Raw genomic sequence first — 18,508 nt, 5'->3', positions numbered from 1 at the left:
AGCTGGCTGCCCTGGCCGTTGCCTCGTAGGAGCCCGCTTGTGGGCGATGCCTTGGGGCGGTGCCGTCGGACGCAAGAGCATCGCCCACAAGTGGGTTCCCAGCATGCTTCGCCCGGCCAGGGATCACCAAAGAAAAAGGCCACCGCTGGGGTGGCCTTTCCACGAACCTTGGTCGGGGTGACATGATTCGAACATGCGACTTCTACGTCCCGAACGTAGCGCTCTACCAGGCTGAGCTACACCCCGTGGAGCCGCGTATCTTAGTGAGCCGACGATGCCTTGGCAACATCCCCGCGGCTTTTTTTCGCGCGGCGCACGCCGGGGCGGGCGCGGCCATCTGCTAACCTAGGCGGCTGCCGTCGCGCGGCACCGCGCGCCGCTTCCGTTACCCGAAAGCAGAGGATTCCATGGCGCTTACCCCGGCCCGCACCATGCCCGGCGTGCTCGAGCTGCTGCCGCTGGACCAGATCGCGTTCCAGCGCATGCTCGACACCATTCGCCGCAATTTCGAGCGCTTCGGTTTCCTGCCGGTGGAGACGCCGGTGATCGAGTTCGCCGACGTGCTGCTGACCAAGACCGGCGGCGAGACCGAGCGCCAGGTGTACTTCGTGCAGTCGACCGGCGCGCTGGAGCAGGGCGAGAAGCCCGATATGGCGCTGCGCTTCGACCTCACCGTGCCGCTGGCGCGCTACGTCGCCGAGCACGAGCACGACCTCAGCTTCCCGTTCCGCCGCTACCAGATGCAGCGCGTGTACCGCGGCGAGCGCGCCCAGCGCGGGCGCTTCCGCGAGTTCTACCAGTGCGACATCGACGTGATCGGCAAGGACAGCCTGAGCACGCGCTACGACGCCGAACTGCCGGCGGTGATCTACAGCGTGTTCCGCGAGCTCGACATCGGTGCGTTCACCATCCAGCTCAACAACCGCAAGCTGATGCGAGGCTATTTCGAAACCCTCGGTGTCGCCGATGCCGAGCAGCAGATGCTGGTGCTGCGCGAGGTGGACAAACTGGACAAGCGCGGCGCGGACTACGTGCGCGACACGCTGACCGGCGAGGCCTTCGGCCTTGCGCCCGAGGTGGTGGGCAGGATCCTGGACTTCGTGCAGGTGCGCTCCAGCTCGCTGGCGGATGCCTTCGCCAAGCTCGATGCGCTGGGCGACGGGTCCGAGGCGCTGGAGCAGGGCCGGGCGGAGCTGAAGGAAGTGCTCGGCCTGATCCGCGACTTCGGTGTGCCGGAAACCCATTTCGCGCTGAACCTCTCGATCGCCCGCGGCCTGGACTACTACACCGGCACCGTCTACGAGACCACGCTCAACGACCATCCGCAGATCGGTTCGATCTGCTCGGGCGGCCGCTACGAGAACCTGGCCAGCCAGTACACCAGGTCCAGGCTGCCGGGCGTGGGCATCTCCATCGGCCTGACACGTCTGTTCTGGCAATTGCGTGATGCCGGCCTGCTGGGCCCGGCGCGAAGCACGGTCGACGTGCTGGTCACGCAGATGGATCCGGCGCAGCTGCCCGTCTACCTCGGCATCGCCAGCGAGCTTCGCGCGGCCGGGATCTCGACCGAGGTGGTGCTCGAAAGCGGCAAGCTCGGCAAGCAGTTCAAGTATGCCGACCGCGCAGGCATCCGCTTCGCCGTGGTGCTGGGCGAGGACGAGCTGGCCAAGGACGTGGCCACGGTCAAGGATCTTCGCCGTGGCGACCAGTTCGAAGTGGCGCGCGGCGAACTGGTCAAGGTGCTGCGGGTGGAGCTGGAACAGGCGGCCGCAATGGGGCAGTGAGTCACCGACTCACCCACGGATACGACGGAGCACCGGTGGACAAGATCATTCTCGATGGCCGCAGCCTCACCCGCGCGCAGCTGGTTGCCGTGGCACGCGGCGGCGCGGCGGTGGAGCTGGAACCGACCCAGCTCGAGCGGGTCCAGCATGCGGCCGACTTCCTGGCCGAAAAGGTCAGCTGTGGCGAGCCGACCTATGGCGTCACCACCGGCTTCGGCAGCAATGCGGACAAGTTGCTCGGCGGGCATCGCCTGCGCGACGAGCTGGTCGTCGACCAGGCCGACCCGCGCCATCCGGCCCGGAGCGGCGCGAGCCTCATGGAGGAACTGCAGCACAACCTGATCGTCACCCACGCCGTCTGCGTGGGTAAACCGTTCGCGCCGGACGTGGTGCGGGCCATGCTGGTGATCCGCATCAACACGCTGATGCGCGGACACTCGGGGATCCGGGTGTCCACGCTGGAGGCGCTCACCGGGATGCTCAACCGGGGCGTGGTGCCGGTCGTGCCGGAGAAGGGCTCGGTCGGCGCCAGCGGCGACCTGGCGCCACTCTCGCACCTGGCCATCGTGCTGCTGGGCGGCGGCGAGGCCTTCTTCGAGGGCGAGCGCCTGCCCGGCGCCGAGGCGCTGGCGCGAGCGGGCCTGGAGCCGATCCGCCTGTCCTTCAAGGAAGGCCTGGCACTCAACAACGGCACCGCGCAGATGCTGGCCACCGCGGTGCTGGCACTGGACGATCTGGAATACCTGCTCGGCGTGGCGAACCTTGCCGCCGCGATGACGCTGGACGCCTTTGCCGGCCGCAGCGGCGCGCTGCGCCCCGAGGTGCATGCACTGCGCCCGCACCCGGGCCAGGTCGAGGTGGCGTCGCACGTGCGCCAGCTGCTGGCCGATTCGACGCTCCTCGACATTCCCTATCACCTGGTGCCGCGCTTCAAGCCGTGGTCGGCCGAGGCATGGGCGCTGCCGGAAGACCAGGCGCTGTCCTTCGACATCGGCTGGGACTGGGTGCCCGCGAACCAGCGCCACGGTCGCGAGGCCTTCTACGACCGGTTCCTGCCGTTCAAGGGCGGCAAGAAGCACCAGCCGCAGGACGCCTACTGCCTGCGCTGCATGCCGCAGGTGCACGGCGCGGTACGCGACGCCTGGGCGCAGGCCTGCCGCGTGATCGACATCGAGCTCAACTCGGTGACCGACAATCCGCTGATCTTCCCCGATGCCGAGGGGGCGCAGTTCATCGAGGAGCAGGTGATCTCCGCCGGCCATTTCCATGGCATGCCGCTGGCGCTGGCGATGAGCTACGTCAAGGCGGCCATTCCGGTGCTGGCCTCGATCTCCGAGCGGCGCCTCAACAAGCTGGTCGACCCGGCCACCAACGACGGCCTGCCGGCTTTCCTCACGGGCAACGAGGACGGCACCGACTCGGGCTTCATGATCGTGCAGTACACCGCCGCCGCACTGGTCAACGACCTGGCCACCCGCGCGCACCCGGCCAGCGTGTATTCGGTCCCGACCAGCGCCAATGCCGAGGATCACGTCTCGATGGGCGCCAACGAGGCGCGCCACGTGCTCGAGATGATGGAGGACCTCGGCCACGTGCTGGCGCTGGAGCTCTACACCGCGGCGCAGGCGCTGGACTACCGCCGCGAGATGCTCAACGCCGCGCGCCGCCTGGCTGCACGTGGCGACTGGCGCGCCCTGGCCGCCAAGATCGGCAACGCACCGCGCGAGGATCACCCGCACTACGCCCAGTTCGAGCGGGAGGTGCGCCAGCTGATGGCGGCGCTGGCCGAAAGCGGGGAGTTCCATGCCGGTACGGCGGTGCAGACGGCGCACGCCCTGCTGCGCGAACGCATCGCCTTCATGCACCGCGACCGTGCGATGGACGGTGACGTCCGCGCCGCGTGCGCCCTACAGCAGGAACGCGCGTTCGCCGCCGCAGCCCATCCGTGGCTGGTCGCCGACCTCGTCGATTACCCCTGAATTCCCGGAGTCCCCATGAGCCTCATCCAAGTCCCGGTTTCCTATGGCGAGCTGATCGACAAGATCACGATCCTGGAGATCAAGGCGCGCCAGATCACCGATCCGGCCAAGCTCGCCAACGTGCGCAATGAGCTGGAGCTGCTGAATGCGACCTGGGCGAACGACCCGGCGTCCCAGACCGACATCGCCGACGAACGCGCGCGCCTGCTCGCCGTCAACGAGGCGCTGTGGGACATCGAGGACCGCATCCGCCTGAAGGAAAGGGCGCAGGCGTTCGATGCCGAGTTCGTCGAGCTGGCGCGTTCGGTGTATTTCCGCAACGACGAGCGCGCTGCGGTCAAGCGCGAGATCAACCTCAAGCTGGGCTCGCAGCTGGTGGAAGAGAAGTCCTACCAGGACTACCGCCCGTCCGGAGCCTGACTCGGAAGCTCGGGCCAGGCGCAGCGCCACCGCTTGCCGGAAACCTGCGCCCCGCCTTTGCGGGGGCCCAGGTCAGGCCAGTCCCCGGGACAGGGCGAACGCCTCGAACCGCTCGACGACGTCGTCGACCCCGATCAGTTCCATCACGCCGGGGCGCTCGATTTTCGTGCCCCAGGCCAGCTCGCTCGCCGGCTTGCCCAGGAACTGCCGCGCCGCCTCGTCGTACTTGTCCACGCACCAGCGGCGGTCCGAGTAGGGCCCCGAGCGTTCCGGATTGCTCGCCGCATGCAATCCCAGCACCTTGGTGCCCACGGCGTTGGCCATGTGCATCGGCCCGGAGTCGGGCGTGAGCAGCAACTGCGCCCGGCCGAGCAGCGCCAGCAGCCGCTTGAGCGTGTCCTTGCCGGTGAGGTCCAGCGGCTGGCGCCTGCAGGCGGCCAGCACCGCATCGGCCATGGTCCGCTCGCCCGGGGACGGGCCGCCGACCAGTGCCACGCGCCAGCCACGCGCCAGCGCGTGGTCGATCACCGCCGCGTAGCGTTCCGGCTGCCAGTTGCGCAGGGCGTGGCTGGAGGTGGGGCTGACCAGCAGGGTGGGCGTGCCGCCCGGCAGCTGCTGCCCGGCCCAGGCGTGGGCCTCTTCGGGAACCGGGATGTCCCAGCGCACCTGCGTCTGCTTCAGGCCCAGCGGCTCGCAGAAACTCCCGATGGCATCGAGAACGTGCTCGCCGGTGCGTGCGGGAATGCGCTCATTGACGACCAGGCCATGCAGGTCCTTCGACCGCGCGACGTCGTAACCGATACGCCTGTGCGCACGGATGCCCAGGCTGAGCAGGTTCGAGCGCAGCGCCACCTGCATCTGCAGCAGCGCATCGAAGCGCCGCCCGCGTAACGCGTCCCACACCGCACGCATGCCGGCCCGGCCGGCGCCCTTGTCGAAGGTGACGAACCCGACCCCTTCGATGTCGCCGACGAGCTTGCGCTCGAGCTTGCCCACCACCCAGGTCAGCGCCGTCTGCGGCCAGGCCTGCTGCAGCGTGCGCACCAGCGGCACGACGTGGGTGACATCGCCGATCGCCGAGGTGCGCAGAAGGCACAGCGAGGCGGGAGCGGGCAGGGGGCTTGGGATAGAATCGACCGGCATGAACGTCTCCTTCGACCGCACATGATGATGCAGGAGCAGATCCGCGAGGAAGACGGCGGCGCCGTACTGTCCGACGCGTCCCTCGTGGGCGCGGTCGGCAGCGACTGGTTCGATCCGGGCTACTGGCGCAACCGCGGCGCACTCGAGACGCAGGGCGGCGGTCGCGGCGGCGTGGCGATGATCGGGACGCCCGACGGCGCTTGCGTCTTGCGGCACTACCACCGCGGGGGACTGATTGCGCGCTTCAACCGCGACCACTACCTCTGGACGGGTGCAGCGCGCACGCGCAGCTTTGCCGAGTTTCGCCTGCTGGCGCATATCGCCGCCTTGAAACTGCCGGCGCCGCAACCGGTGGCGGCGCGCTACCGCCGACGCGGCCTGTCGTACACCGCCGACCTCATCACCCGCCGCATCGACGATGCGCGCACGCTGGCCCAGTGCCTGTCCGACGGCCGGCTGGACGCCGACCTGGCGCGCGAGACCGGCGCGCTGGTCGCGCGCTTCCACCGCGAGGGCATCTGGCACGCCGACCTGAACGCACACAACGTGCTGGTCACGCCCGAGGCGCTGTACCTGATCGACTTCGACCGCGGCGCGTTGCGGTCGCCGGCGGAAGCATGGCGCCTGGCGAACCTGGCGCGTTTGCGCCGCTCGCTGGTCAAGCTCGGCGCCACCGGGCGGATCGACGATTTCCAGGCCGCCATCTGGGGGCCGCTGGTGTATGGCTACGAACGGACGATGGCCGCATGAGCTGGTCGCTGCGCTTCCTCGGCGTCGGTGCCGCCCACGCGGTCGAACTGGGCTCCTCCGCTGCGGTACTCGAACGGGACGACGTGCCGTTGCTGCTGATCGACTGCGGCCCGGACACGCTGGACCGCTACCTCGCCGCCTACGGCGAGCTGCCGCGCGCGATCTACATCACCCACACCCATCTGGACCATGTCGGCGGGATGGAGCGGCTGTTCACCCGGCTTTGGTTCGACGAGGCGCTGCGCGGCAGCGTGCGCGTCTTCACTCATGCGGCGCTGCTGCCTTGGCTGCAGACGCGCGTGGCCGACTACCCGGGCGTGCTGGCCGAAGGCGGGGTCAATTTCTGGGAGGCGTTCCGCCTGGTGCCGTGCAGCCGTGGGTTCTGGCTGGACGGCTGGTGGTTCGACGTGTTCCCCACGCGCCATCACCGGCCGAACACCTCGTTCGGCCTCGCGCTGCACGGCAGCTTCGTGTTCACCGGAGATACCCGGCCGGTGCCGGAGATGCTGGCGCAGTACGCGGCCGGCGACGAGCGCGTGCTGCACGATTGCGGACTGGTCGGCAATCCCTCGCACAGCGGCATCGATGACCTGGAGCGCGAATACGACTCGCGCCTGCTGAGCCAGCTGGTGCTCTACCACTACGGCAGTGCCGCCGATGGCGGCCAGCTGAGGGCGCGCGGCTTTGCCATCGCACAGCCCGGCGAGGCGATCGCGCTGCCGATCCCGTCGCCATCGCGGGCCGACGCCGGCTAGCGGTTCCTTGCCGCGTCCGGGCGGTGCGCGGGAGAGGAACAGGGTCGGTCGCTTGTCTCGGCGAGGGCGTATCGCTATCCTTCCGCTTCTTTGCCAGCCCCCGGGCGGCAAGGAAGATCCGGAGAGGTGTCCGAGTGGTTGAAGGAGCACGCCTGGAAAGTGTGTATACGGCTTATCCCCGTATCGCGGGTTCGAATCCCGCCCTCTCCGCCAGTTTCATCTAGGGCCTCGTGCCCAACGTCCATGGTGGCCCCGTCGGTCCCCCCGCGACGATAGTCCGCAAACCCCGCCAGGTCCGGAAGGAAGCAACGGTAGTGGATGATTCGGGTGCCGGGGTGTGGCTGGCGGGGCCGCCGCCATTTCGGGCTCCGACGCGCTCGGCTGACTTGCCGCCGTCGACTTGGCACAATCGGTCTTCGCCCCCACGTCGGCACTGACGCAGGGGCCTTCGGCCCCGCCCGCAGAACAGGCTCCAACGCATGTCCTATCAGGTCCTCGCCCGCAAGTGGCGCCCGCGCAAGTTCGTCGAGCTGGTCGGGCAGGAGCATGTGGTGCGCGCGCTCACCAATGCGCTGGACACCGGGCGCATGCACCACGCCTACCTGTTCACCGGCACCCGCGGCGTGGGCAAGACCACCATCGCGCGCATCTTCGCCAAGTCGCTCAATTGCGAGCGCGGCGAGTCGGCCGATCCCTGCGGCGAGTGCGCGGTCTGCACGGCGGTGGACGCCGGCCGCTTCGTCGACCTGCTGGAGATCGACGCGGCCAGCAACACCGGCGTGGACGACGTGCGCGAGGTGATCGAGAACGCGCAGTACGCGCCGGCGCGCGGCCGCTTCAAGGTGTACCTGGTGGACGAGGTGCACATGCTCTCCAAGCCGGCCTTCAATGCCTTGCTCAAGACGCTGGAGGAGCCGCCGCCGCACGTGAAGTTCCTGCTGGCGACCACCGACCCGCAGAAGCTGCCGGTGACGGTGCTGTCGCGCTGCCTGAAGTTCAACCTGAAGCGCCTGCTGCCTGAGCAGATCTCCGGCCAGATGCGGCACATCCTCGAAGCCGAGAAGATCGCCTACGAGGACGCGGCGATCGGCGAGCTGGCCCGCGGTGCCGACGGCTCGCTGCGCGACGGCCTGTCGCTGCTGGACCAGGCGATCGCCTACGGCGGCGGTGCGCTCAAGGCCGACGACGTGCGCGCCATGCTCGGCAGCGTGGCACGCGGCCAGGTACTGGGCGTGCTCGACGCGCTTTCCGATGGCGACGGCGCACGGCTGATGGCCGAGTGCGAGCGCATCGCCTCCTACTCGCCCGACTTCGGCGGCGTGCTCGATGACCTGGCCGCCACCCTGCACCGCATCCAGCTGATGCAGTTGGTGCCGGGCTACCACGGTGAAGGCGAGGGCGACGACGGCGAAAGCCTCGCCGCGCTGGCCGGACGCATGCAGCCGGAAGACGTGCAGCTGTACTACCAGATCGCCACCACCGGCCGGCGCGACCTGGCGCTCGCGCCCGACGCGCGCACCGGCTTCGAGATGGCGCTGCTGCGGATGCTGGCGTTCCGGCCGGGCGAGGCGGGCGAGTCCGCGACGGTCGAGCGCGCGGCCCGTCCCGCGCCCGCGCCGCGGCCGGCCCCGGTCGCGCCCCGCGGCGAGGCTCCGGTTGCCCGTGCAGCCCCTTCAGCCGCACCGCCCGGTGCTTCGGCACCGGCCCACGCCCCGCGCCCGCCGCTGGCCACCGACGCCCGCGGCCTGCCGCGCTGGGATGCCCTGATCGAGCAAGCCGGCCTGCGCGGCCCGCTCGGCCAGCTGGCGCAGAACGCCGCGTTGCGCGAGCGCGACGGCAACACGCTGGTCCTGGCGCTGCAGCCGGCGCACATGCACCTGGCGGTCGAACCGATGGTCGGCCAGATGGCCGATCGCATCGGCGACGTGCTGGGCGAGCGCATCAAGCTGCGTTTCGTCGCGGACAGCCACGGCGCCGCGGAAACTCCCGCCGCGCGTGCCGCCTCCGCTCGCGAGAGCGCGCAGAGCGCCGCCGAGCAGGCGATCGAGGAGGATCCGCTGGTGCAGTCGCTCAAGCGCGAATTCGGCGCCCGCGTGGTGCCGCAGTCCATCAAACCCATCGAAAGTTGAGCGGAGCAAAGTCATGAGAGGCCAGATCGGTCAGCTGATGCAGCAGGCCCAGCGCATGCAGGAAGACATGAAGCGTGCGCAGGAAGAAATCGCGCGGATGGAAGTCACCGGCAGCGCCGGCGGCGGCCTGGTCACCGTGTTGATGACCGGTGCGCACGAGGTGCGCCGCGTGCAGATCGACCGCAAGCTGTTCGCCGACGACCCCGAGATGGCCGAGGACCTGGTCGCGGCGGCCGTGAACGACGCGGTCAACAAGGTGGCCGAGGCCAGCCGCAGCAAGCTCGGCGGCGTGACCGCCGGCATGAACCTGCCGCCCGGCTTCAAGATGCCGTTCTGACGCGCGGGTTGGGGGGCGGGCAGCGGAGACGCATGCCCGTGCCTGCCAGCTCTTTGCCGCAAGCGACGCCACCGGCTTCCCCGCAACCGACCGACCGCACGTACCCAGGCTCCATGACAGGCTCCCCCCTCCTCGCCGACCTCATCGAAGCCCTGCGCTGCCTGCCCGGCGTGGGCGGCAAGAGCGCGCAGCGGATGGCCTTCCACCTGCTTGAACGCGAGCGCACGCGCGGGCTGAAGCTCGCCGGCGTGCTGCGCGAGGCGATGGAGCGCATCGGCAACTGCACGCGCTGCCGCAACTTCAGCGAGGAGCCGGTGTGCGCGCTGTGCGCCAGTCCAGGCCGTGATCGCCAGGTTCTGTGCGTGGTCGAATCGCCGACCGACCTTGCCGCGATCGAGCAGGCGACGGGCTACCGCGGGCAGTACTTCGTGCTGCTGGGGCGCCTGTCGCCGTTGGACGGGCTGGGTCCGGAGGAACTGGGCCTGGCACAGTTGAGCGCCCGCCTGGGCGAGGGCGAGATCGAAGAAATGATCATCGCCACCAACCCGACCGTCGAAGGCGAGGCCACCGCGCACTACCTGGCGCAGCTGGCGCATGCCGGTGGCGTGAAGCCGACCCGCCTGGCCCACGGCGTGCCGCTCGGGGGCGAGCTGGAGTACGTCGACCGCGGCACGCTGGCGCATGCCTTCGGCAGCCGCCAGGCGCTCGAATGAGCCGGGGCGAGCCCGCGCCGGCCTGCGTCCGGGGTATGCTGCTGCGCCTGTGAATCCACGCGAGGAGCCAGGCATGGGCGACACCATCTTCGGCAAGATCATCCGGCGCGAGATCCCCGCCGACATCGTTTTCGAGAACGACGACGTGGTCGGTTTCCGTGACTTGAATCCGCAGGCGCCGGTGCACGTGCTGTTCGTTCCGAAGAAGGCGTTGCCGACGCTCGACGACGCGCAGCCGGGCGATGCGGAACTGCTCGGCAGGTTACTGCTCGCCGCGGCCGAGTACGCCCGGCGGGAGGGGCTGGCCGGGCAGGGCTACCGGACGGTAATCAACTGCAACGAGCATGGCGGTCAGACCGTCTTCCACCTGCACGTGCACCTGCTGGCTGGCCGCCGGATGGGCTGGCCGCCGGGCTGACGCCAAGACTGTAGGGCGCCCCTTGGCGCCATCGCCCCCAGACGGCCGGCGGGCACGAAAAAACGCCGGCCGCAGGGGCCGGCGTTTCCGTAGCCAGAGGCGGCTATCTGTGGCCCGCGGTCGGCTTCGGGGCAGGCGCCGGGGCCGGGCGCACGATGATCACGCGCGGGCGATCCCAGAACGGATCACCCCACGGGCCCCAGTACGGCCCCCAACCCGGGCCCCAGCCCGGACCCCAGAAAGGATCGTAATAGCCGGACGGATAGCGCACCGTCACCGGACGCTTGGGCCACAGATAGACCACGTCGGCTTCCACCCTCGGGTACGCGTAATCGTAGTCGCCCACCTTCTTGGTCACGGTACCGTGCAGGGTGCCGGCGACGGTCAGCTCGCGGCCGCGAGTGAACACCTCCGGATCGTAGAAACCTTCATGGCAGGCAACGAAGCGGCCTTCGGTGGTACCGCTGTTGCCGATCTCGGGCCGTGCCTGCTTGTCCAGCGGATGCGACAGCACATAGAAGCAGGTTTCCTGCGGGCCGGGCTCGGTCTTGATGATCTCGCCGCCCCAGCGCACCTTCGCACCGCCGGCGCCGCCCTGCTGGGCGCTTGCGGTGCTCACGCTGGAGTAGGTGCCCTGCAGCGGCTGGGGCACCGTTGCGCAGGCGGTCAGCAGGCCGAAGGCGGTAGCCAGGGCCAGAGGGCGGTAAGGAAAGGACATGGTGGTTCTCCCTGGGACAAACGGTCGCCGAAGCGACCGCATGGATAATCATTTGACCACGCGACGTGGCCGGAATTCCCGTACCGCCTGCTGGAATTCCCGCAGCAGTTCAGGCACCGGTTCGTCGTGTGCATAGCGCAGTTCGAGGTAACGGTTCATCAACTGCTCCAGCTGGTCCCGCTGGGCCGGCAGCGCCCGCGCCGCGCGGCGCAGGTAATGCTGCGGCCCCTCGCTGCGGCGGCGCGTGATGCCGGCACGGGCCAGCCTGGCCTCCAGCCGGCGCAGTGCCTGGCGCGACGGCTCCGGCCGCTCGCGTCGCCACAAGGCCCATCCGATGCCGATCGCCACGAACAGTGCAACGCCGATCGCCAGCAGCATGCCGAGCATCGCGGTGCCTGTGTCGCGGACGCCGAACGGGGTCAGCAGGCCACGCTGGCGCAGCGCATCGAAACCGATAACGCCCTGGGTCCACCAGTGGTTGACCACGTCCCACCGGTCTCGCAACGACGCCAGCCAGCTGGTTTCCGCCCAGCCGAGCTGGTCACCGGCCGCCGCCGCGGCGCCCAGGCTGACGCGCTCCGGCCGTACGGCCGCGGTGGGGTCGATGCGCACCCAGCCGCGGCCCTCCAGCCACACCTCGCTCCACGCGTGTGCATCGGACTGGCGCACCAGCAGGTAGTTGCCCAGCGGGCTCCAGTAGCCGCCCTGGTAGCCGGTGACCACGCGCGCGGGAATGCCCGCGGCGCGCATCAGCACCGTGAAGGAGGAGGCGTAGTGTTCGCAGAAGCCCTCGCGGGTGCCGAACAGGAAATCGTCGACGCTGTCGCGCCCCAATGGCGCCGGCGCCAGCGTGTAGCTGAAGCCGCCATTGTGGAAAAGGGCAAGCGCCGCCGCCACGATGGCCGGCCGGTCGTTGCCGTAGCGCTGGCGCCAGGCCTGCCCTTGCGCCAGCGCACGCGGGTTGAAGCCCGAGGGTAGCTGCAGCCAGCGCCGGTAATGGGCGTCGAGGCGGGGCTCGAGCCGGTAGCCGGTGGCCGAGCTCAGCGCGTAGCTGGTCATCGCGTCCACCGGCTTGTCCGCGACGATCACGCGGTCGCGCCGCATGTGCGCGTCGGCGGGCGGCTGCAGGGGCACGTCCAGGGCAGGCAGCACGTACTGGTGGCTGGGTTCCAGGCTGATCTGGTAGCGGAGGGCGCCACCCGCCTCGAGCGGCACCGGTGCGCCGTTCGCCACACTGCCGTAATGCCAGGTGCGCCCGTCGAACCGTTCCATCACGTAGGCGCGGAAGTAGCGGAGCCGGGGGGGCGGCGGCGCGCCTTCGAAACTGACCCGCATGGCGGGCCGGTCATCGGTGAGCAGCTCGGTGAAGTTGCCGGGCGACATGGTGTCGCTGAGGCCGGTGTGCGCCTGGGCGCGGTTGGCCGCGCCCCACAGCGGCGAGTTCAGCCGGGGCACCAGCATGAAGGCGAGCAGGGCCAGGGGCACGGCGGCGGCGAGCAGGGCCAGCCCGGGCAGCAAGGCCCGCGGCAGGCTGGAAGGTGCCTGCGCCGGTTCCAGCGCGCGCAGCGTGGCAAGCGCGGGCAGCAGGCCCAGGGCCACCACCAGCGTATCGACCAGCCCCTGGCCGAATAGCAGCGCGGCCATCAACCCGAAGCACGCGAAGCTCACGCCGACCCTGGCGTCCCGGGGCGTGCCGCTTTCCAGCAGTTTGAGCACCAGTAGGCCGACGGCCAGGGCGGAGCCGGGTTGCTGGCCGAAGATGGTGCCGTAGGTGAAGACCACGGCAACCGCAAGGAGGCCCAGCAACGGCAGTTTGACAAGGAGCGGCGCCCGCGCGTGATACCGGCGGCGCAGCAGCCAACTCAGTGCCAGCACCAGCGCCAGCCCGGCGGTCAGCCACCAGGGCAGGTGTGGTGCGTGCACGCCGAGCACGAACGCCATCGTCAGGCTGAGCAGGTCGAACGCGCGCGCGTCCAGGGGCGCCTCGGGCGTGGAACGTTGCACGAGGGCGATCATGGCAGCGACGCCAGTGCGCTCATGCAGCGCGCGTTGTGGCCCGGGCCGCTGCCGACCTCGATCGACTGGGCCGGCAGCCACAGGCTGTGGCGCCGACCCTGGGCATGCGCCTCGCCCAGCCAGCGGGCGAGGCGGGCGATGCGGGCCTCGTCGTCCATGCCGGCCAGTTCGCGCCAGTCCAGGCGCCATTCCGGTCGCGACTCGGGCTGCTCGAAGTCCTTGCTGAGCAACTGGCCCAGGCGTGCGCTCGCTTTCCAGGCGATGTGCTTGCGCGGGTCGCCGCTGCGGTAGTCGCGCAGGGCAGCCAGGTCCTCGCCCCGGTGCAGGCGCGGGCGCAGGCCTTCGTCGGCGGGCAGGCGTGGCGATGGACCGCTGCGTTCCGGGCGCGGCCAGACCAGCACCGACTGCTCCGGATGCAGCCAGCTCCAGGCGCGGAACAGACCCAGCGGCCAGGTCGTCCAGACGCGCACGCGCGGCAACGGCTGCCAGCCGCGTTCGCCGGTGGCCAGCGGCAGGGTGACGTCGGCTTTCCCCGAGGTGTCCATGGCGAAGGCCTGGCAAGCCTTGTCGAGGTCGACCCGGATCGCACTGCGCGGGCGTGTCGATTCGAACTCCAGCGTCAGCGCCAGCGGCTCGCCGGCGATCGCCTGGCCGGCACGTACGCTCGCCAGCGCCAGCCCGTCGAGGGTGCGGAACGCGACCAGCATGCTGGCCGCGCCGGCCGCACCCAGCATGCAGGTGAGCAGCAGGGCGGCGTTGTTGGAATAGTTCAGCGACCCGACCAGCATCACCAGCAGCAGCACCGTGAAGCCGAGGCCGAAGCCGGTCGGCACGATGTAGATGCGCCGCCGGTTCAGCTCGATCGGCATCGGCTCGGCGCGGCGGAAGCGGGTCAGCGCCGGAAGCCGCCGTTCGGCCAGCTGCTGCAGGCGGCGCAGCGCGTCGCGCACGGTCAGTCGACCGCGGTGTCGGCCAGCAGCGCGCGGGCCAGCGCGTCCCCGCTGGCGCCACGCGAGGGCACCAGCCGGTGCGCGGCCAGCGGCACGAACAGCGCCTGGATGTCCTCTGGCAACACGTGGCCACGGCCGCTCAGCAGGGCCCAGGCACGCGCCGCGCCGAGCAGGGCGATGCCGGCGCGCGGCGACAGGCCGACGCGGATGTCGGCGTGGCGGCGGCTGGCCGAAAGCAGCGCCTGCAGGTAGTCGAGCAGCGCACCGCTGGCGGTGATGCCCTGCGCCTGGCGGTGCAGCGCGGACAGGCTGGGCGCGTCCAGTTGCGGCGTGAGCTGGGCGAGCAGGTCGCGTCGGTCGGTGCCGGCCAGCAGCGCGCGCTCGGCTGCGGCGTCGGGGTAGTCGAGCGAGATGCGCAACATGAAGCGGTCCAGTTGCGAATCGGGCAGGGGGAAGGTGCCGTGCAGGTCCAGCGGGTTCTGCGTCGCCACCACGAAGAACGGCTGCGCCAGCGTATGGGTCTGGCCGTCCACCGTGACCTGGCCCTCGGCCATGGCCTCGAGCAGCGCGCTCTGCGTCTTGGGGGTGGCGCGGTTGATCTCGTCGGCCAGCATCAGGCCGGTGAAGATCGGTCCGGGATGGAAGCGGAACTGGCCGGTTTCGCGCTCGAACACGCTGACGCCGATAATGTCCGAAGGCAGCAGGTCGCTGGTGAATTGCACGCGCTGGAACTCCAGCGCAAAGCTTGCAGCCAGCGCGTGCGCCAGGGTGGTCTTGCCCACGCCGGGCACGTCCTCCAGCAGCAGGTGGCCGCCGGCGATCAGGCAGGTAAAGGCCAGCTTCACCTGGCGCGGCTTGCCGAGCAGCACGCGGTTGACCTGGGCCATGGCCGCTTCCAGGCGCGGGTGGAGCGTTTCTTCGGGCAGGGGAGTGATGGCGGACATGGGTTCCTGGCAGTCGGCACGGGCGGAACACGGCGAGGGCCGGTCGAGTGTAGCGGCCGGTCTCGCGCGCTGGCGAGGCGCGTTCCTCATTGCGTTCGTCGCTCTGCTGGTTCTCAAGTGCATGGTGGCCGCCACCATGTCGCCGTTTGGCGACGAGGCCTTTTACTGGCTGGAAAGCCGGCATCCGGCCTGGGGCTACAGCGACCTGCCGCCATTGACCGCCTGGCTGATCTGGCTGGGCGAGCGCGTGGCCGGGCACGGGCTGGTCGGCATGCGCTGGCCGTTCCTGCTGCTGGGCAGTGCGCTGCCGTGGGTGATGGTGGCGTTCGGGCGGCGAGCCTTCGATGCGCGTGCGGGCTGGCAGGCGGGCCTGTTGTGCCTGGCACTGCCGCTGGCCGGCACGTTCGGGGTGATGGCGATGCCGGACGTGCCGCTCACGCTCGCGATCGCGGTGGGGCTGTACGCGCTGTTGCGCGCGATGGACGAAGGCCGCCTGCGTGACTGGCTGCTGCTGGGCTTCGCGCTGGCCGCCGCGTGGCTGACCCATTACCGCGCAGCCATGGCCATGTTCGCAGGCCTGTTGCTGCTGGCGTGTACGCCGCGCGGCCGAGCCCAGTGGCGTCGCGGCGGCTTGTGGCTGGCGCTCGCCGTGGCAGCGCTGGGGCTGGTTCCTCTCATCGAGTCGAACTGGCGCCAGCACGGCGCGGGAATCGCCTTCCAGCTGGTCGACCGCAACCCGTGGCGTTTCCACGCCGACGCGCTGGTACAGCCGCTCGAGCAGGCAATCGCCTGCACTCCGGTGCTCTACGTCGTGCTGCTGTGGGTGTTGTGGACGAGCTGGCGCCGGCGTTGCGAGGGCGCCCCTTGGGATCTGCTCGCCTGGACGTCGCTCGGCTTCCTGGCGCCGTATTTCCTGTTGGGGCTGTTCGCCGATGACCAGCGCTTCCGAGCGCATTGGCCGTTGCCCGGCTACCTCCCGTTGCTGGCTGCGCTGCCTGCGCTCTGTCGTGAGGCGGGTCGTGGCTGGCGCGTCGTCAGCGCGGCCGGCGGACTGCTGGGTGGGCTTGGGACGCTGCTGGGGCTGGGTTACCTCGCGCTCGCGGCGAGCCCACGGGGCGCCGACGTGCTGGCCTCGGGCAGGGCGTTTCCGACGCATTTCGTCGGCTGGCGGGAAGGCGCGGCACAGGCGCGCACCCTGCTGCAGCAGCGGGACGCCGTGCTGGTGGCCGACAACTTCATGCTCGCCGCCGAGCTGGAGTTCCAGTTCGGCGGGCAGCGCCCCGTGTACTCGCTCGACAGCGGGCTCAATGCCAAGCACGGCCGCGCATCGCAACTGGCGGTATGGCAGCGGGACGAGAACGGGTTACGCGCCGCGCATGCCGGTGAACCGATGCTGCTGGTGGTAAGCGAGGTGATGCGCGAACGGGAGCGGCTGGAACGGCTGGGGGCCATCTGTGGCAGCGTCGAGGCGCCGCGGCTGGTCACCCGGCTGGTGCTGTTCAGTGGGCGCAAGAGCCTCGCGTACTATCGCGGGCGGGTGCCTGACGTGCTGCGGGAAGGGCAGGCCGCCGATCCGGCGCAATGCGTGTTCTGGCGAAACGCGCGGGCGGCAGCCGAGGGCGTGTAGGCGCGACCGCTGGTGACGCGTGCCCTGGGAGGCGATTCGCGGGTCAGGGGATGGCCAGGCCGGCTTCGCGGAGCAATTGCGCCAACGCGATCAGCGGCAGGCCGACCAGCGCGGTCGGGTCGCTGCTGTCGATGCGCTCGAACAGTGCGATCCCAAGCCCCTCGCACTTGAAACTGCCGGCGCAGTCCAGCGGCATCTCGCGCTCGACATAGCGGGCGATTTCCGTCCTGGTGAGTGGCCGGAACCGCACCCGCGTCGTATCGAGGTGTGTGCGCTGTCGCCCATCGCGGGTGTCGAGCAGGCACAGGCCGGTATGGAAACGCACTTCGCGCCCGGCGCAATCGGCCAGTTGGGCGCGCGCGCCTTCGATGCTGCCAGGCTTGCCCAGCGCGCGGCCGTCGAGCTCGGCGATCTGGTCCGAGCCGATCACCAGTGCGCACGGCAAGCCGCCGCGCGCCGCACCCTCGGCCTTGGCGATCGCCAGCCGCAAGGCACCCTCGGCCGGCGGCTCGCCCGGGCCCAGCGTTTCGTCGGTGCCGGGTGCGCGCTGCTCGAAGTCCGGCACCAGCCGGCGCAGCAGCTCCGCGCGATAGCGCGAAGTCGAGCCGAGCACCAGCGGCGTCATACGTCCGATTCGCGGCGGATGTGCTCGCGCATGGCGTCGTCCAGCTCGTGGTGCGCACGCTCCAGCGCACGCACCAGCGGGCGCAGCCGGGCGCGGGTCTGGCTCATGTCGGCGGCCGCTTCGTCCAGGCCCTGCTGGCTGGCATCGGGTGCGCAGTCGCGGATCCACAGGCGCTGCTGGAGCAGCGAGCGCAGGCCGGCATCGATCGCCTGGGTGGCTTCCTGCTCGCCGGCAGCCGGCTGGTCGGGGTTGAGCGACATCACCGCATGCGCCTGCTTGAGGCCATTGCGGCAAGTCTTCAGGTCCGCCTCCAGCTGGTCCGCCAGCTCCAGCAGCCGGTGCATACTATGGCGTCGGCGCTCCAGTCGGCGCCGGCGCCCGGCCAGCACGAGCGCGCCGGCGCCTACCAGCAGCAGGCACATCGCGGCGAGGCCGAAGGCAAGGGTAGCGGGCACGGGAACTGCCGGTAACGATCGGAAGGGCAGTCTGCCGCAGTCCCGGCGACAGGCAAAGCCCAAGGCGGCTTGGTTGACTTAGGTTCCTGTCGATCCTAAGATTTCGCGATTATGTCCGTGACACTGCCAGAGTCCGTGGACGCTTGGCGCATGGTCTCGGCGCGGCGTTCGTTTGCCGGGATGCTTCCCGTGGCCGCCATGCCCCGCCTGCGCGGGATGCTGGCCGGCAACGAAGGGGCTGCGCAGTACGCGCTGGATTTCGGTCGCGACGAGTTCGGCACGGCCTACCTTCAGGTGCACGTCGAGGCGCCGCTGACGGTCACCTGTCAGCGCACGCTGGAACCCTTCGTGCTGCCGCTGACGGTGGACAGCCGGCTGGGCCTGATCCGCAGCGAGCGCGAGGAGGCGGCCCTGCCGCCCGGGTGCGAGCCCCTGCTGGTCGAGGACGACGGCAAGCTGGACCTGGCCGCCGTGATCGAGGACGAATTGCTGTTGGCACTGCCGCTGGTACCGGTCAATCCGGACAGCAGCCTGCCACCCGAAGTGACCGGCCCCGGCCCGGAGGAATCCGAGGCGGAGCCCGACGACAACCCGTTCGCGGTTCTGCGCGAACTCAAGAAAACCGATTGAAGCCGGAGATACACCCATGGCCGTTGCCAAGAGCCGCAAGACCCCGTCCACCCGCGGCATGCGTCGTTCGCACGACAAGCTCAAGACCGTGCAGCTGGCGACCGACCCGACCAGC

The 18,508-nt window shown here is 70.2% G+C and carries 19 protein-coding genes, 2 tRNA genes and 1 other RNA gene; 14 read left to right on the top strand and 8 right to left on the bottom strand.

Annotated elements, in window-relative coordinates:
- Window positions 1-169: 169 nt before the first annotated feature.
- Window positions 170-246 (bottom strand) — tRNA-Pro (locus tag VFH59_RS12815).
- Window positions 247-407: 161 nt separating this feature from the next.
- Here VFH59_RS12815 and hisS point away from each other — a divergent pair.
- From hisS to VFH59_RS12800, 3 genes are read left to right on the top strand one after another with little or no spacing between them, the layout of a single operon-like run.
- A complete protein-coding gene (gene hisS, locus VFH59_RS12810) occupies window positions 408-1,784 on the top strand; it encodes a histidine--tRNA ligase (protein ID WP_325165288.1) in 1,377 nt (458 codons plus the stop codon).
- A gap of 35 nt (window positions 1,785-1,819) precedes the next feature.
- The gene (locus VFH59_RS12805) at window positions 1,820-3,763 is read left to right on the top strand and encodes an aromatic amino acid ammonia-lyase (protein WP_325165287.1); all 1,944 of its coding nucleotides are present in this window, start codon (window positions 1,820-1,822) and stop codon (window positions 3,761-3,763) included.
- Between the two features lie 15 nt (window positions 3,764-3,778).
- Window positions 3,779-4,183 carry a DUF6165 family protein gene (locus VFH59_RS12800; protein ID WP_325165286.1) on the top strand — a complete coding sequence of 135 codons (405 nt, stop codon included), beginning with the start codon at window positions 3,779-3,781 and terminating at the stop codon, window positions 4,181-4,183.
- A 72-nt stretch (window positions 4,184-4,255) separates the two neighbouring features.
- Here the strand turns inward: VFH59_RS12800 and VFH59_RS12795 are convergent, their stop codons facing one another.
- On the bottom strand, window positions 4,256-5,326 hold the full coding sequence (locus tag VFH59_RS12795; RefSeq protein ID WP_414655893.1) for a glycosyltransferase family 9 protein: 1,071 nt from the start codon (window positions 5,324-5,326) through the stop codon (window positions 4,256-4,258).
- Between the two features lie 21 nt (window positions 5,327-5,347).
- On the opposite strand from VFH59_RS12795, the gene VFH59_RS12790 reads away from it, so the two are divergent.
- From VFH59_RS12790 to VFH59_RS12755, 8 genes are all read left to right on the top strand, one after another.
- Window positions 5,348-6,076: a 3-deoxy-D-manno-octulosonic acid kinase gene (locus VFH59_RS12790; RefSeq protein WP_325165285.1), complete on the top strand. Its 729-nt coding sequence runs from the start codon at window positions 5,348-5,350 to the stop codon at window positions 6,074-6,076.
- Complete coding sequence (locus VFH59_RS12785) at window positions 6,073-6,831, top strand: MBL fold metallo-hydrolase (protein ID WP_325165284.1); 759 nt, start codon at window positions 6,073-6,075, stop codon at window positions 6,829-6,831. Before VFH59_RS12790 ends, VFH59_RS12785 begins: the two co-directional genes overlap by 4 nt.
- A 120-nt stretch (window positions 6,832-6,951) precedes the next feature.
- A tRNA-Ser gene (locus VFH59_RS12780) sits at window positions 6,952-7,044 on the top strand.
- Between the two features lie 40 nt (window positions 7,045-7,084).
- An RNA gene (gene ffs / locus VFH59_RS12775) (signal recognition particle sRNA small type) lies at window positions 7,085-7,181 on the top strand.
- Between the two features lie 129 nt (window positions 7,182-7,310).
- A complete protein-coding gene (gene dnaX, locus VFH59_RS12770) occupies window positions 7,311-8,960 on the top strand; it encodes a DNA polymerase III subunit gamma/tau (protein ID WP_325165283.1) in 1,650 nt (549 codons plus the stop codon).
- 13 nt (window positions 8,961-8,973) lie between these two features.
- Window positions 8,974-9,297 carry a YbaB/EbfC family nucleoid-associated protein gene (locus tag VFH59_RS12765; protein ID WP_325165282.1) on the top strand — a complete coding sequence of 108 codons (324 nt, stop codon included), beginning with the start codon at window positions 8,974-8,976 and terminating at the stop codon, window positions 9,295-9,297.
- Window positions 9,298-9,410: 113 nt separating this feature from the next.
- Complete coding sequence (gene recR / locus VFH59_RS12760; RefSeq protein WP_325165281.1) at window positions 9,411-10,010, top strand: recombination mediator RecR; 600 nt, start codon at window positions 9,411-9,413, stop codon at window positions 10,008-10,010.
- 73 nt (window positions 10,011-10,083) lie between these two features.
- Window positions 10,084-10,428: a histidine triad nucleotide-binding protein gene (locus VFH59_RS12755; RefSeq protein WP_325165280.1), complete on the top strand. Its 345-nt coding sequence runs from the start codon at window positions 10,084-10,086 to the stop codon at window positions 10,426-10,428.
- A 103-nt stretch (window positions 10,429-10,531) separates the two neighbouring features.
- Here the strand turns inward: VFH59_RS12755 and VFH59_RS12750 are convergent, their stop codons facing one another.
- Genes VFH59_RS12750 through VFH59_RS12735 form a run of 4 tightly spaced genes read right to left on the bottom strand, consistent with a single transcriptional unit; the run spans window position 10,532 to window position 15,056 of the window.
- Window positions 10,532-11,146, bottom strand: coding sequence for a Slp family lipoprotein (locus VFH59_RS12750; RefSeq protein WP_325165279.1), 615 nt, complete (start codon window positions 11,144-11,146; stop codon window positions 10,532-10,534).
- A 48-nt stretch (window positions 11,147-11,194) separates the two neighbouring features.
- Window positions 11,195-13,162: a DUF3488 and transglutaminase-like domain-containing protein gene (locus tag VFH59_RS12745; RefSeq protein ID WP_325165278.1), complete on the bottom strand. Its 1,968-nt coding sequence runs from the start codon at window positions 13,160-13,162 to the stop codon at window positions 11,195-11,197.
- Complete coding sequence (locus VFH59_RS12740) at window positions 13,159-14,112, bottom strand: DUF58 domain-containing protein (RefSeq protein WP_325165277.1); 954 nt, start codon at window positions 14,110-14,112, stop codon at window positions 13,159-13,161. The genes VFH59_RS12745 and VFH59_RS12740 overlap by 4 nt, the downstream gene beginning before the upstream one ends.
- A 2-nt stretch (window positions 14,113-14,114) precedes the next feature.
- A complete protein-coding gene (locus VFH59_RS12735) occupies window positions 14,115-15,056 on the bottom strand; it encodes a MoxR family ATPase (RefSeq protein ID WP_325165276.1) in 942 nt (313 codons plus the stop codon).
- A 136-nt stretch (window positions 15,057-15,192) separates the two neighbouring features.
- On the opposite strand from VFH59_RS12735, the gene VFH59_RS12730 reads away from it, so the two are divergent.
- On the top strand, window positions 15,193-16,683 hold the full coding sequence (locus VFH59_RS12730; protein WP_325165275.1) for an ArnT family glycosyltransferase: 1,491 nt from the start codon (window positions 15,193-15,195) through the stop codon (window positions 16,681-16,683).
- A gap of 43 nt (window positions 16,684-16,726) precedes the next feature.
- Here the strand turns inward: VFH59_RS12730 and VFH59_RS12725 are convergent, their stop codons facing one another.
- Entirely contained in the window at window positions 16,727-17,308 is a 582-nt protein-coding gene (locus VFH59_RS12725; protein WP_325165274.1) for a Maf family protein, read from the bottom strand.
- Complete coding sequence (locus VFH59_RS12720; protein ID WP_414655892.1) at window positions 17,305-17,763, bottom strand: hypothetical protein; 459 nt, start codon at window positions 17,761-17,763, stop codon at window positions 17,305-17,307. Before VFH59_RS12720 ends, VFH59_RS12725 begins: the two co-directional genes overlap by 4 nt.
- Before the next feature lie 111 nt (window positions 17,764-17,874).
- On the opposite strand from VFH59_RS12720, the gene VFH59_RS12715 reads away from it, so the two are divergent.
- Window positions 17,875-18,393, top strand: coding sequence for a YceD family protein (locus tag VFH59_RS12715; protein WP_414655891.1), 519 nt, complete (start codon window positions 17,875-17,877; stop codon window positions 18,391-18,393).
- Between the two features lie 16 nt (window positions 18,394-18,409).
- Window positions 18,410-18,508: 50S ribosomal protein L32 (rpmF, locus tag VFH59_RS12710; protein ID WP_325165289.1), on the top strand; the 99-nt coding region annotated here is incomplete at its 3' end.

Source organism: Frateuria sp. (assembly GCF_035695185.1).
Taxonomy (GTDB): domain Bacteria; phylum Pseudomonadota; class Gammaproteobacteria; order Xanthomonadales; family Rhodanobacteraceae; genus Frateuria_A.
The sequence above is the reverse complement of the archived record's forward strand: the minus strand, read 5'-3'. Positions and strand labels throughout refer to the sequence as shown.

Bases quoted from the DNA above. Each gene is read 5' to 3' on its own strand.
- VFH59_RS12765 (WP_325165282.1), top strand. From the start codon at position 8,974: ATGAGAGGCCAGATCGGTCAGCTGATGCAGCAGGCCCAGCGCATGCAG.
- VFH59_RS12785 (WP_325165284.1), top strand. From the start codon at position 6,073: ATGAGCTGGTCGCTGCGCTTCCTCGGCGTCGGTGCCGCCCACGCGGTC.
- hisS (WP_325165288.1), top strand. From the start codon at position 408: ATGGCGCTTACCCCGGCCCGCACCATGCCCGGCGTGCTCGAGCTGCTG.
- VFH59_RS12735 (WP_325165276.1), bottom strand. From the start codon at position 15,056: ATGTCCGCCATCACTCCCCTGCCCGAAGAAACGCTCCACCCGCGCCTG.
- VFH59_RS12715 (WP_414655891.1), top strand. From the start codon at position 17,875: ATGTCCGTGACACTGCCAGAGTCCGTGGACGCTTGGCGCATGGTCTCG.
- VFH59_RS12745 (WP_325165278.1), bottom strand. From the start codon at position 13,162: ATGATCGCCCTCGTGCAACGTTCCACGCCCGAGGCGCCCCTGGACGCG.
- VFH59_RS12795 (WP_414655893.1), bottom strand. From the start codon at position 5,326: ATGCCGGTCGATTCTATCCCAAGCCCCCTGCCCGCTCCCGCCTCGCTG.
- VFH59_RS12755 (WP_325165280.1), top strand. From the start codon at position 10,084: ATGGGCGACACCATCTTCGGCAAGATCATCCGGCGCGAGATCCCCGCC.
- VFH59_RS12800 (WP_325165286.1), top strand. From the start codon at position 3,779: ATGAGCCTCATCCAAGTCCCGGTTTCCTATGGCGAGCTGATCGACAAG.
- dnaX (WP_325165283.1), top strand. From the start codon at position 7,311: ATGTCCTATCAGGTCCTCGCCCGCAAGTGGCGCCCGCGCAAGTTCGTC.
- VFH59_RS12750 (WP_325165279.1), bottom strand. From the start codon at position 11,146: ATGTCCTTTCCTTACCGCCCTCTGGCCCTGGCTACCGCCTTCGGCCTG.
- recR (WP_325165281.1), top strand. From the start codon at position 9,411: ATGACAGGCTCCCCCCTCCTCGCCGACCTCATCGAAGCCCTGCGCTGC.
- VFH59_RS12730 (WP_325165275.1), top strand. From the start codon at position 15,193: ATGTCGCCGTTTGGCGACGAGGCCTTTTACTGGCTGGAAAGCCGGCAT.
- VFH59_RS12790 (WP_325165285.1), top strand. From the start codon at position 5,348: ATGATGATGCAGGAGCAGATCCGCGAGGAAGACGGCGGCGCCGTACTG.
- VFH59_RS12725 (WP_325165274.1), bottom strand. From the start codon at position 17,308: ATGACGCCGCTGGTGCTCGGCTCGACTTCGCGCTATCGCGCGGAGCTG.